9 protein-coding genes are annotated in these 13,553 nt (G+C 38.9%); 5 read left to right on the top strand and 4 right to left on the bottom strand.

Going from position 1 to position 13,553, the window contains the following annotated elements; all coding sequences use genetic code 11:
• Nucleotide 1: 1 nt before the first annotated feature.
• Together queC and queF are read right to left on the bottom strand one after the other, a co-directional pair.
• A complete protein-coding gene (queC, locus tag FC81_RS00315; protein ID WP_057741788.1) occupies nt 2-727 on the bottom strand; it encodes a 7-cyano-7-deazaguanine synthase QueC in 726 nt (241 codons plus the stop codon).
• An 11-nt stretch (nt 728-738) separates the two neighbouring features.
• Nucleotides 739-1,263: a preQ(1) synthase gene (gene queF, locus FC81_RS00310; protein WP_057741785.1), complete on the bottom strand. Its 525-nt coding sequence runs from the start codon at nt 1,261-1,263 to the stop codon at nt 739-741.
• Between the two features lie 282 nt (nt 1,264-1,545).
• Here queF and FC81_RS00305 point away from each other — a divergent pair, with 282 nt between their 5' ends.
• On the top strand, nt 1,546-4,152 hold the full coding sequence (locus FC81_RS00305) for a cation-translocating P-type ATPase (RefSeq protein ID WP_057741782.1): 2,607 nt from the start codon (nt 1,546-1,548) through the stop codon (nt 4,150-4,152).
• Nucleotides 4,153-4,278: 126 nt separating this feature from the next.
• Here FC81_RS00305 and FC81_RS00300 read toward each other — a convergent pair whose 3' ends face one another.
• Nucleotides 4,279-5,157 carry a LysR family transcriptional regulator gene (locus FC81_RS00300; RefSeq protein ID WP_057741779.1) on the bottom strand — a complete coding sequence of 293 codons (879 nt, stop codon included), beginning with the start codon at nt 5,155-5,157 and terminating at the stop codon, nt 4,279-4,281.
• Between the two features lie 111 nt (nt 5,158-5,268).
• Here FC81_RS00300 and FC81_RS00295 point away from each other — a divergent pair, with 111 nt between their 5' ends.
• From FC81_RS00295 to dhaM, 4 genes are all read left to right on the top strand, one after another.
• The gene (locus tag FC81_RS00295) at nt 5,269-6,297 is read left to right on the top strand and encodes a YeiH family protein (RefSeq protein WP_420806337.1); all 1,029 of its coding nucleotides are present in this window, start codon (nt 5,269-5,271) and stop codon (nt 6,295-6,297) included.
• 290 nt (nt 6,298-6,587) lie between these two features.
• Nucleotides 6,588-7,583, top strand: a complete 996-nt coding sequence (dhaK, locus tag FC81_RS00290) for a dihydroxyacetone kinase subunit DhaK (RefSeq protein ID WP_057741875.1) — start codon at nt 6,588-6,590, stop codon at nt 7,581-7,583.
• Between the two features lie 14 nt (nt 7,584-7,597).
• On the top strand, nt 7,598-8,173 hold the full coding sequence (gene dhaL, locus FC81_RS00285; RefSeq protein ID WP_057741776.1) for a dihydroxyacetone kinase subunit DhaL: 576 nt from the start codon (nt 7,598-7,600) through the stop codon (nt 8,171-8,173).
• On the top strand, nt 8,170-8,541 hold the full coding sequence (gene dhaM / locus FC81_RS00280) for a dihydroxyacetone kinase phosphoryl donor subunit DhaM (protein ID WP_057741774.1): 372 nt from the start codon (nt 8,170-8,172) through the stop codon (nt 8,539-8,541). Before dhaL ends, dhaM begins: the two co-directional genes overlap by 4 nt.
• A gap of 279 nt (nt 8,542-8,820) precedes the next feature.
• On the opposite strand, the gene FC81_RS00275 is transcribed toward dhaM, so the two are convergent.
• A complete protein-coding gene (locus tag FC81_RS00275) occupies nt 8,821-13,302 on the bottom strand; it encodes a glycoside hydrolase family 70 protein (protein WP_057741771.1) in 4,482 nt (1,493 codons plus the stop codon).
• Nucleotides 13,303-13,553: the final 251 nt, after the last annotated feature.

Here is a 13,553-nt window from a genome sequence, read left to right as displayed (position 1 = left end):
CTTATTCCTCATTCTCATATCTTTCATTATCCCAATCAGGCTCTTGTTCATACTTGATTGGATCTTTTAAGCCGTTTTCTTTAAAAGCATTAATTCGATCACGACACGTTCCACACTTACCACACGCATCTTCTCGTCCTTCATAACATGAACGTGTTAGTTCAAAAGGAACCTTCAGTTGGCGTCCAAGTTTTACAACCCCTGCCTTATTGAGTTTTATCAAGGGAGCAATCACCTTAATCTTGCCTGCTGTTCCTGTACTAATTGCGGTGTTCATAGCACTATAAAAAGCTGGTGAACAGTCGGGATATGCATTACCTGCTGCATCATCTGCATGTGCTCCGTAAACTACTTCTTCCAAGTGGCTGCTATACGCGAGCGCTGCTGCTTGCGATAACATCAGTCCGTTACGGAACGGGACGTAGGTATCAACAACCTGCTCACCTTGCTCCTCTATAATCTCAGCGTAGCTTTTTTCCGCAATGGCTCCATTCCCTTTAAGCAGTGTTGAATCTGAACCCGTAAATATTTTGTGATCAACTGCTGCTTCAATTAATTTAACGTCAAAGAACTGTGCTACTCGTCGTGCGTTGATAATTTCTGCATCATGTTTTTGACCATAGGTAAACGCTAAGGCCAATACTTGCTTAGTACCATACTGTTTGACAGCAAGTGCCAAACAAGTTGCCGAATCCATACCACCAGACAATAAGACAACCTGTCCCATCTTTATTCCCCCTAACGTATTGAACGACCATAACTTTGAACATTTCCTAAAAACTGTAATTTCCGTTGAAATGCCAGTTGCTGTAGCTCTGCTGTTTTAAAAGTCGGATTAACCCGATTCACGAAAGGATAAATGGAGATTCCGCCACGCGGCGTAAATAAGCCCAAAACCTCAATGTATTTTGGATTCATTAATTTATACAGATCATCAAGAATAATATTCATGCAGTCTTCATGAAAATCGCCATGATTTCTAAAACTGAAAAGATAAAGTTTGAGACTTTTACTCTCAACCATTTTTTCAGTTGGAATATATGAAATAAAAACGTTCGCGAAGTCTGGTTGCCCCGTCTTGGGACATAAGCTTGTAAATTCGTAGCCATCAAAGGTGACTAAGTAGTCGTTTTGGGGATGCTTATTGATGAATGTTTCGAGGACTGACGGATCGTAATCAGTAGCGTACTTTGTCTCAGTACTACCTAATTCTGTTACACCCGTAAGTTCATTTGCAGTACGTGAGTGATGTTTGTTTTCCATGTGTTGTTCTCCTTTTGTTTTTTTATGGAGGTTTTAAAGGATCTGCCATACTCCATGACGTTGATTAAACTCAACTTTATCAATAGTACACTAAAAAGCATCCCCAGCATAGTCAAAACTTAACTAGAAGGAATGTGCTTTTACTATTTGAATCCTTGCCTTCCATCGATAAAACCAAAAATTTAAATAAATAAGTGACTTTTGTTACACTAAGATTAGATGATTAGTTCCGCAACCGTATTTCAAAAGTCATTTTATTTAAAAAATGAAAGGAGTAGCTATATGGTGACTGACAAGCTCAACCAAGCGCGTTCCCTCGAACAAGGACTAAGTTCATCCGAAGTCGCAGCAAGTCGTGCAAAGTGTGGTAGCAATATTTTGCAGGAGGCTAAAAAAGATAGTCTTTGGAAAAAATTACTTGTCCAACTAACTGAAATAACCTCTCTGATATTATTATTTGCGGTGGTGTTATCAGCCTACATGGCCATTGCCTTTGATGGAGGATGGACAAAACCAATTGTTATTGGCTCAATCGTTATTTTGAACGTTTTAATTGGTCTATATCAAGAATACAGTGCAGAAAAATCACTGGCTGCACTCAAAGATATGAGTGAACCTACGACACGTGTTATCCGAGACGGTAACAGTCAACGAATCGCTATCTCAGAAGTTGTCAACGGTGATATTATTGCTTTGAATGCCGGTGACCAAGTTCCAGCAGATGGCTTACTCAAAAAAGTCAATGGTTTAACAATTGATGAAGCACTTTTGACAGGTGAAAGTGAACCTGTTGAAAAATCAATTATCCCCCCACAAGAAGCACCTGATTCTATTGGTGATCAAGTAAATAAAGCTTTTTCAGGAACGTTAGTGACTCAAGGCTCCGGCATCATGGTTGTTTCTGCTATCGGGATGAAGACTGAAATTGGTAAAATCGCTGATCTACTCAATACAACTAAAAGGCAAAAAACTATTTTACAACAGCGGCTTGCTCGGCTATCACTTGTCATGACATTCATCGCCCTTATCAGTGGTCTCTTTATTTTTCTTCTTGGCATTTGGCATGAATTAGGGAGCTTAATAGATAATTTAATGATTGGTGTTTCTCTAGCCGTAGCTGCCGTTCCTGAAACACTCCCCGTTATTGTGACGATCAGCCTTTCCGTAGGTGTTCAAAAGATGGCTCGCCGCCATGCAATTGTTCGACGTTTAAATTCAGTTGAAACGATCGGCAGTGTTGATGTTATCGCCTCAGATAAGACTGGTACCTTGACCCAAAACAAAATGACTATTACACGTTTATGGGCCTTTAATGAAAAGCCTGAAATGATTGATGCGCAGCAGCCATTAAGTCAGGCCGCAACCGACTTAATGCGTCTTTTCGGTCTTGATACCAATGCAGTCATTACTGAAGACCACAGTGAAGGCGATGCTACTGAACTTGCTATTGTCCGACTGCTGCAACAGCATGACCTTTCTCGCGTAGCTTTCGAAAAAGACGCACCTCGAATTGGCGAGCGACCATTTTCTTCTGAAAAGAAGACTATGGCCACACTCCACCGATTAAATAATAATCGTTTCCTTTTAATTGTTAAGGGTGCTTTAGATAAGCTTCCACTTGCACTTTCAGATACCGACAAACAAAAATTAACTGCTATCCATGATGAGTTTGCTAATGATGCACTACGCGTTTTAGGTGTAGCCTACCGTGAATTTGATAGTAAACCGCAAACTTCGATTGAGGAATTAGAACATGACCTAACCTTTGCCGGAATTATTGGTTTAATTGATCCACCACGTCCTGAGGCGATACAAGCTATTAAAAAAGCTAAACGAGCTGGAATCAAAACTATTATGATTACTGGTGATCATAAAAAAACCGCACAGGCGATCGCTTCACAAATCGGTATTTACAAGGAAGGTGATCTCGCTATTAGCGGTCCAGAGCTTGCTCAATGGAATGATGAGGCTCTTATTAAGAATATTACTAAAACCAGTGTTTTCGCACGTGTTTCTCCTGAAGATAAGATTCGCATCGTTAAGGCTTGGCAGCAAAAAGATAAAGTTGTCGCTATGACCGGTGATGGCGTCAATGACGCGCCTGCACTTAAAGCTGCCGACGTTGGAATCGCTATGGGTATTACAGGAACAGAAGTTGCAAAGGGTGCTGCTGATCTAATCCTTACTGATGACAACTTTGCAACCATCATTGCTGCTGTTTCCTCTGGACGAACAATCTATCAAAATGTTTTAAAAGCAGTTGAATTTTTAGTTAGTGTTAACTTTGCCCAGATTTTCCTAATGGTCGGCAGTGTCCTTTTTGGTTGGGGTACTCCCTTAATCGCTGAACAACTACTGCTGATAAATGTCCTAGCAGATGGAATTCCAGGTTTTTATCTTTCACGTGAACCAGGTGAAGCGCGGACAATGCAGCGCTCGCCTATCCCAAGTAAACAAAGTATTTTCAGTGACGGAGTTGGCTCACGGCTCTTTATTCGTTCAGCTATCTATACCGTATTGACATTAGCTATTTATGCTCTTGGACGTTTTATCCTAACTGATAATAATTCAGCTGTTGGTACGACAATGCTGTTCTTGACCTTGGCTTTAGGTTCAATGATTGATATCTATCCTATCAAAACACGTGAATCTTTATCATGGACTTCACTCAAAGCAAATTCCGCGTTAAACATCGCCCTACTCGTTGCGACTGCTATCGTTGTTTTAGCAGCACTATTGCCACCGCTACAAAACTCGTTTGGCTTAGTAACGCTAACAGGATCTCAATGGCTCATCAGTCTTCTTGCAGTATTTATCCCAACTATCTTGTTAGAGATCAATAAAAAAATACATTCGCGTATTGAAGCAACTGTCGTGCCTCCCAAATAGGTAGCTAACTTTTATTCTATATAAAATAAAACAGCCAGAATCTGGGTTAAAACTTAACTCCTATCCCAATTTTCTAACTGTTTTTAGATAAACGTATTTTCTAATTAGTTAATTAAAACTAACTAGCTAATTCAAGATATCTAGCCACTTAGCATAGTCTTTCTTAAAATAACTATCTTTGGCGTACACCAAATAGAGATCATGTGTCGTTTGACCATTTTCCATCATCGGTAATTCTAATAACTGTCCTTTTCGCAACTGTTCTTTAACTAAGGAACGATAAAGAAAGCTGACTCCCACGCCTTCTAACAATAGTTGTCTGATCAATAAAGGCTCCGAGATAACGATTAAATGCTCAAAATCATCTAAACTAACATTCTCAGCCCGTGCTAAGCTAGCTAAAATCTCACGCGAGCCCGATCCATCCTCTCGAACTAACAATGTCTCTTTAGCAAGATCACTCCATGTCAGTGACTTACGTTGAACCAGCGGATGTTTGCATGAAGCAACTGCTACAAAAGGTTCCGCTCTAATTACCTGATAATCAAATTTTTGTTTATCAAAGTTGCCCTCAACTAGTGCAAATTGACTACTCCCTGTTTTAACTGCTGCTAACGCCTGCTTAGTGTTCCCAACATGGCAGCTGATCTTCCGAAATGCATCTTGAACTGCAATTTCTTTTATCAACCGTGGAGCCAAAATTTCACTTAGTGACCGTGTAGTACTAAAATTAATTTCTTGAAACTTGTTTGGAGTTTGAATTCGTTCTAACACTTGATTCGCCTGAACCCTTGTTCTTTGTAAAAAATTTGCCAATTCCTCTCCTGCTGGAGTGATTTTCAATTTTGGTCGGTGATAGTATACCAATTTTAAGCCCAGTTTTTCTTCCAATCGTTGAATTTGTTGTGTGACAGCTGGCTGTGAAACATACAGTTGTTCTGCCGTTTTGGTATAGGAACGAGTTTGAGTCAGTACTAAAAAAGTCATGTATAATTGGTCTAGCAAACTTTATCCTCCTTTTATATAATTAAAGCTTATGATTTAATAATAAACTATTATTTTAGCTTATTCAAAAAATCAGCTATACTCTAATTATCACTTTAAGGAGGTTTCACATTGTCAACTATTAATAAACTAAAACGACCCGCTTTTTGGATCTCATTTTTTGTAACATTGATCTGTGCGGTTGCCGGATCATTTTTAGCTCAATTTCCTTATCTTTCACTTGTTGGTGCCCTGGTATTATCTATGATTTTAGGGATTGGATTGCAATTAAATACATCATTATTATACAAAGCCAACGCTGAATCTGGTTTTATTTCAAATAAATTCTTACGTTTAGGTATTATTCTTCTAGGCTTTAAGTTAAACCTAATTCAATTAGCCCAAGCTGGGATCAAATCGATTCTGTTAGCGATTTGCATCGTAACTGGTATGATTTTCTTCACTTATTGGGTATCCCGTAAAATGGGAGTTGAACGTGACCTTGCCATTCTGACAGCCACTGGTTCTGGAATTTGTGGAGCAGCAGCTGTAATGGGGATCTCACCTCAAATAAAAGTCACTAAAGAAAAAGAAGCTCAGCAACGTGAAAACGAAGTTTTAGCTGTTGCAACCGTAGCTATCCTTGGAACGGTTTTCACCCTTGTTGAAATTATCTTAAAACCACTTTTCCATATGAGTGCCGTTCAATTCGGGGTATTCACTGGTGGTTCTTTGCACGAAATAGCCCATGCTGTCGCAGCTGGTAGTGCCGCAGGGCCTGTTGGTCTTGATAACGCAATTATTACAAAACTTTCCCGTGTTCTTCTTTTAGCTCCTGTTGCTTTGATAGTCGGAATTTGGCACCAAGCCGTTGCCCCAGCTGCCCATGGTACATCTCGCGCTAAGCTGCCTATCCCGTGGTTTATGGTAGGATTTCTTATAACAAGTTTAATCGGCTCATTCTTGCCTATCCCAGCTAGCGTCCTAGCCTTATTAGTTAAAATCGCCTATATTGTACTTGGGATGGCTATGGCTGCTTTAGGAATGAATGTTAACTTTGATACGATTATCCATCGTGGTCGTAACGCTTTTACTGCAGCCTTTATCTGTTCATGTGTACTTATGCTCGCTGTGTTAGCAGCTAGCAAATTATTCTTCTAACCTATCATTACAACCAGTTTAAGATGGTAATATTATTTGCTCCCTAGTTCAATAGTTACCCAACTATATAGCACATCTTGGTAAAAACATAGCTATATATAAATCTGACTTAAGCTTAAATTCTTAAGTCAGATTTTTTTATTTTATTACATGTAGATAAATAGTAATCACATCCTTGTCTACAAACTGTACTTAAAAACTAGTTACTTATTAGTACATTTCCTTATTGTTTTACAATGTAATCGTATTCAGATAAAATGAGCCTAGTAGGAGAAAGGAACGTGAAAATAGTGAAGAAGATTATCAATGAACCGCAAAATGTCGTTTCAGAAATGGTTGACGGCTTAGTTAGATCCTATCCCCAATATCTCGAAAAAATTCCCGATACTGAAGCAATGATTAGAAGTGATAGCGCCTCAATGAAAGGTAAAGTCGGTATCGTAAGTGGTGGCGGTAGCGGGCATGAGCCCTCACATGCAGGCTTTATCGGGAAAGGCATGCTAACTGCTGCAGTTGCTGGACAAGTCTTCACTTCTCCAACCCCAGATCAAATATATGCCGCTATTAAAGCTGCTGACCAAGGAAGGGGTGTCTTCCTCGTCATAAAAAACTATTCAGGTGATGTCATGAATTTTGATATGGCTAAAGACCTAGCTGAACTTGATGACATTAAAGTTAAATCCATTATTGTTAACGATGATATTGCTGTTGAGGACAGCCTTTACACGCAGGGGCGTCGTGGAGTTGCCGGTACTGTTTTGATGCATAAAATCGTCGGTGCAGCTGCTGATCAGGGAGCTAGTCTAGCTGAGATTGAGACGTTGGCTGAAAAAGCTCTACCGCATATCAGCACAATTGCTGTCGCCCTCTCAGCCGCCACTGTTCCTGAAGTTGGCAAGCCTGGGTTTACCTTAGCAGATGATGAGATTGAATATGGCGTCGGTATTCATAGTGAACCCGGTTATCGACGGGAAAAAATCAAGACTTCCCAAAAACTTGTTACCGAATTACTAGACAAACTTGATCAAAACCAACCATTGCAAGCTGACCATCAGTATGCTGTGCTAGTAAATGGCATGGGAGCTACACCTCTAATGGAACAATACATCTTTAGCCATGACTTACTAGACCAACTTGCAGCCAAGAATATTAAACCGGTTTTCATGAAAGTTGGCAATTACATGACTTCAATCGAAATGGCTGGGATTTCACTGACGCTTTTTGACTTAGTAGATAGTGAGTGGTTAAAATATCTCACTTATCCAGTTGAAACGGTTGCTTGGTAAGGGGGGAAAAACGAATGTTAACAGTTGAAAATACACAAAAATGGCTAAATAATTTCTATCAGAAAATTGAAGAACATAAAGATTATCTCAGTGAATTAGATACACCGATTGGTGATGGTGATCATGGTAACAATATGATGCGTGGGATGGTCGGTGTTAAAGAAAGTATGGCGCGACTTCAAAACCCTGATTTACAGGCACTGTTTAAAGCAATCGCAATGGGCCTGATCAGCAAGGTTGGTGGAGCTTCGGGTCCTCTTTATGGGACCGCTTTTTTAGAAATGGCTAAAAAATGCACTGAGACGCAAGCAGCCGCTGACCTCATTCTAGTTGGACTAGCTGGGATCAAAAAACGAGGTGGCGCAACCGAAGGTGATAAAACCATGGTTGATGTCTGGTCGCCAGTCGCACATAGCAGTCAACTAACTACAGAAGTTATTGCTGCTGCAGTCGCTGCAACTAAAGATATGCAAGCCAAAAAAGGGCGTGCTTCATATCTTGGGGAACGCTCAATTGGGCACCTTGATCCTGGAGCCGTCTCAAGTGGTTACCTCTTTACTGCTCTTATAGAAACGGAGGGGATTTTATGAAAAAATTAGGTATCATACTTATCTCACACGTTTCAGAAATTGCAGATGGTCTTCCAAAGTTATTAACCCAAGTTGCCCAAGATGTTTCCTTTACGAGTGCTGGCGGAACAGATACTAATGATGTTGGAACAAGTATGGAAAAAATCTTAACTGCTATCAACAATAATGATGCAGCTGAATTACTAGCCTTCTATGATATCGGCAGTGCTAAGATGAATCTCGAGTTAGCCATTGAAATGACAGATAAGCAAGTTCACCTTTACGATACAGCTTTAGTCGAAGGAGCTTATACGGCCGCGACACTCATCCAAGCTGATGTTCCCTTAGCTGATATTGAAAAACAGCTAGCTCCACTTAAGATAAAGTAGCACATACAATATAAGTCAGTTGAACTTAAGTACTAGCTTGAGCTTTAACATTTAGTTTCGGCTTATTGAATAAGAATGACGTTTATAAGAAATCATCAAAAAGCTAGAGACAATAGTTAATTTTGTTCTAAATCTCCAAGCGTATTAGTAAAGAACATGTGTACTTTACAATAATAATTTACAAAAAGAGTCAGGCTAAAAATTTGACCTGACTCTTTTCATATCACTAGATATTATTAACTATTATTTTAAGATAGTTCATTCTCCATGCTAAGAAAGCTATTTTAAAGCACCGGTTCTTAGATCAAAATTATACCAACGATTATTGATCTTCTGTCTACCATAAACCATTCGTCCTGCGGCATCATAGTAAACTCTTTTATGTTGGTCTCTAATGTACTGGAACCCGGTTTGCATTGCACCAGTATTCTTGTCGAATAAGTACCAGTGACCATTTACTTGTTGCTGACCATACTGCATCTGACCTGCATTGTTATAGTAAGCTGTTTTATGCTGATCTTTAATGTATTGGAAACCAGTTTGCATTGCACCAGTGTTCTTATCGAATAAATACCAGTGACCGTTCACCCGTTGCTGACCATACTGCATCTGACCAGCATTATTGTAATATGCTGTCTTATTCTGGTCCTTGATGTATTGGAAACCAGTTTTCTGTGCCCCAGTTGCACTATCAAATAAGTACCAATGCCCATTAAGTCTTTGTTGCCCATACTGCATTTGACCAGCATTATTATAATAGACTGTCTTGTTTTGGTCTTTAATACGTTGGAAACCAGTCTGCATTGCACCAGTATTTTTATCAAACAAATACCATGAACCATTTACTTGTTGCTGATTATATTGCATTTGACCAGCATTATTATAGTAAACCGTTTTGTGCTGATCTTTAATGTATTGGAAGCCAGTCTGCATTGCACCAGTATTTTTATCAAACAAATACCACGAATCAGCTATTCTTTGTTGCCCGTACTGCATTTGACCAGCATTATTGTAATAAGCTGTTTTACCCTGATCAACTAAATATTGAAAACCAGTTTGTTTTTTACCAGTTATAGAGTCTAGCAGATACCATTTGTTATGGTCATGTTTTTCAATAAAGAAACGACTTTGCGATTTATCTCCAGCCGCATACTGCTGCTGATCTTTTTCTGCAACTAAAACTTGCGGTAAGAATGTTTCACCTTTGCTCCCAACAAAGAAGTACTGGTTGTTATCGTTACTCTTCAAAACATAGCCGGTACCGCGTCCAAGAATGTTGGTTCCATTTAGGTACTTAGCCGACCAGCTTTTTAGTTTAGTCTTAGCATCAATTGTTTTTCCTGTTGAAGCCTGGATTTCAGTAAATAATTCAGGATATTTCTGCTGCATTAACGCTAAGAATTCACCACCATACTTCTTCTGGTAGTCGCCCCCACCAATCGTGTTTGCAACATATAAAATATCTTTGATCCCCGAATCATTATAGGGATTGCCATGATCGTCAGTTCGTGTCACAGTTACTGTTTCTTGACCTGACAATGAATATAATTGGTCAGGCACCCAATCCGCGATGGCTTGAATTCCGGCTTGATGCAAAGCTTTGATTGCCGATCTCAAATCATCGACTGTCCCATATTTTGTTGGTGTATTAAAACCAAGGTCATAACGGTCTGTAAAAGCATAACCATTATCAATAGTCGAATCTAAAAATGTTCCATCACCGCTCGAACGGTATTGCGGAGCTAACTCAAAGCTAGTTATCCCTAAACTCTTAAAAAGATCTGCATTTTTAGCAATTACAACATTTGCATTATCAGTACGTACTTGTGGATAAGCAACAAAGTTTGAAAATCCTTCAAAAACAACATTAGAGTCCAAAGCTGCATTTGAATGAAAGACTTTACCATCTGTAGATGATGTTGTACTGGCTTCACTTCTTGCATCCTGATTTTCAGCTGCACCTACTGGGACCCAGATAGCTAAATAACCTGAAACTTCTGGATTAGCAACACCCTGAATACTTGTGTTAAGCTCGGTTTTACCATTGATAAATAAGTTTTGATTTGTGAAAATCAAATCTCCATTATTATCAGTAAACGCAATTGGTGCATCATCATTTGTATAGTTTTCAATTCCAGTACTTCCCGTTAATGCAACAGCTCGATATTCTTGATTTTTATGCGCTGCACCCATATGAAGAATTACTTTTTCACCATCGCCCAGTTTAAGAGTTGGATTATTTGCAACAATAACCCCAATTCCTTGTGTTCTTGTTTCTGCATTTCCTTGGGCAGAAGCATTTAATGCTCCCTTTCCAAAGCGGACACTTGTCAAAATATCATGTTGATCGACCGCCATTGTCTGACCACCCGCAACATACTTAATACGTGTCTTTAATAAGTTGGCTATGGTATTATAATAAATTGTTTTTTGTGATAAATACTGACCACCTTCATGGTACATATCGCCATAATAAATTCGTGGCACTGTATCTTTGTTTGTCAGTAACATTGCATAGGCACTTGGGATATTGTATTTATTATAAGTCTTAACCGTTGAATTCTGATCTGCATAAAATTTTTGTAAGCCTGCTTCTAGATCCGCCCAAGTAAATTTCCCATATTCACCGCCAGTAGCATCTTTAATCGCTTGTCTTATCTGATCTTGTGAATTAGAATCATGTGCTCGAACAAAACTATAATTAGGAATGGCTGTGTTTTCGGTATCATCAGTACTCCGGTTAACTAAGCACCACTGAATAAAGCGTGCCATCTTATCATTTTTCCCAGGAGTATTAGTCAACGAATAATTGAGCTGTGCAGCTATATATTCATCCATCGTTAATTGTGATGCACCCTTTTGACTAACATACCAAGGATCGTTAAGTCCCCAATCTTCCAAAATAGAAAGATGCTTGTTAGCTGTGGCATCATTCTTATTAACTCCATAGGCTGCATTGAAATAATCTGCTGCTATCTTCAAAAGATCTGCATCAACGTTATCTACCGCGTCAACACGGATACCGTCAAAGTTTGCTTGGTCATCATTAGCGGTAATTGACCCAAAGTTGGTTAAATAGTATAACCAGTTCAACTGTTCCGCTTGAACAACAGGATTTGAATTATCAATATCATTAGCCAATAGGAACTCAGCATCTTTACCGCTCTTCCCTAATAGAAAACCAGGGGTAACACCTAGCTGGCGGTAATCAGAGTTAGCCCAAGGCGTTAATTTGCTATTCTGGTAAGCTAAAAAACCTCCTTGTAATTGAAGCCCATTATACTTAACATACTCTGAAGACTTATTCCAAACTGCTTCTTCTTTAACAAAATTTGACATTATGTTTCGCAGCCAATTGGTGTTCCCTGCAACCGTGATTGCATGTTCCATTGCTGTTTGTGCCTGCTCGACCGCATCATTTAGCATCAATGAACTATCTTTTTCTGTGAACTGATGGTCTGTTTTGATCAGGCCCTTTGTTTTCATATAATTTAAGTAATTAGCTTGAAAACTCTTGCTAGGCCACCATGCCATCAAAAGTGGACGAAAATCACTGGGCTTTGTTGTTACCCAACTTTGACCATTTTGCAAAATATATTTAGGTCGATACCACGAATCAGCATTAAGGTATCCATTTACATTTTCAAAACTATTTTTATCATATGAAGCTGCTATATTATGCGCAGCATACTCACCCACTGCTTTAACAGAGGCCGGTGCTTGCATTTCCTTTTTAGGCAGCTCCTTACCTATACCACTTTGAGAATCAAAATAATACAGTTTACCATTGATCGTTTCTGTTACGTCTTTTAACAGATGTCCATCTTGTGCAAAATTATAAATAGTTCCATTGATTTGTTTAACACCAACAGCATGTTGACCAGACCCAGTAAGATAATACTTTTCACCAGCTTGATTCGTAAAGAAACCAGTCATAACCTCTGTTCCATCAGCAGTATATGCTTTTACTGTTCCATTATTATCAATAGTGTACGCGGTCGCATTACCACTGTCTTTAGCGAAATAATATGTTTTACCTTTGACCGAAACATATTCACCTTTGATTTGCGCACCAGTTGTTGGATTAAAGTACTGGATATTGCCATCAACTTTTTTCAATCCTTTAAGTAGATTCCCCTGTTGATCCCGATATGTCCAAGTGTCACTATTATTCGTGTAATGTCCACCTTGGTTGTTTATAGAGGTATCATCAATATCTACTGGCTGTTCCTGCTTTGCTGAGGTAACAGATTGAGCCGCACTCGAACTATCACTTTGATCTCTTGCAGTTTCTACCGAGCTACTGTTAGAAGTATTCTTCACACTTGATGAACTACTTGATGAACTACTTGATGAACTTGAGCTGTTGTTCTTGGTAGGGACAGTGTATGTATTATTCTTTGCAACTTGTGAGCTAGATGATTGTTTCGTTTCAGACTTAGTCTGTTGAGTATTGTTTTGTCCAGTAGTATCTGTCACTGTGTTGTTAGTCACAGCTGTTTTGTCTGCTGTTTTGTCTGCTGTTTTGTCTGCTGTTTTGTCTGCTGTTACCGTTTGCCGTGCCGCGGTACTTTGATCATCTTTACTAGTTTCACTACTTTTCTGATTTGCTGTTGTTGCATCAGTTACGGTAGGACTTGCTGCTTCAACATGATCAATTGTTCCTGCGATCCCTAAGCTGATCGAAGTTACTGCCAGCGTCGCGAAGACCCAATTTTTCCCTTTTTTATACATTTTATAATGTATTTTTCTGTCACTCACCACAAAACACTCCTTTAATTCTCAATATTCTTTTCAAAACAACATCCACTTAACTTTGACTTTTCATTTTTCAAAAAAATAATATATTTTTCACTACTTACATCGTTCATATTCTAACATATCTCTGGAAGCTATCAAACATTTTTTAGATATAACTTATTCAGAACTACTTTTATTTTCAACCTTTTTCATGAATAAAAAAATGTACTATAATGAAAATGGTTAGTGTAACTATCTTAATATTGGAGGAT

Origin of the sequence: Liquorilactobacillus capillatus DSM 19910, assembly GCF_001434915.1 — a bacterium.
GTDB lineage: Bacteria > Bacillota > Bacilli > Lactobacillales > Lactobacillaceae > Liquorilactobacillus > Liquorilactobacillus capillatus.
This window is presented reverse-complemented; position numbering and strand designations above follow the sequence as displayed.

Excerpts from the sequence above, each read along its gene's own strand:
- FC81_RS00305 (WP_057741782.1), top strand. The coding sequence starts at position 1,546 with ATGGTGACTGACAAGCTCAACCAAGCGCGTTCCCTCGAACAAGGACTA.
- queC (WP_057741788.1), bottom strand. The coding sequence starts at position 727 with ATGGGACAGGTTGTCTTATTGTCTGGTGGTATGGATTCGGCAACTTGT.
- dhaM (WP_057741774.1), top strand. The coding sequence starts at position 8,170 with ATGAAAAAATTAGGTATCATACTTATCTCACACGTTTCAGAAATTGCA.
- dhaL (WP_057741776.1), top strand. The coding sequence starts at position 7,598 with ATGTTAACAGTTGAAAATACACAAAAATGGCTAAATAATTTCTATCAG.
- queF (WP_057741785.1), bottom strand. The coding sequence starts at position 1,263 with ATGGAAAACAAACATCACTCACGTACTGCAAATGAACTTACGGGTGTA.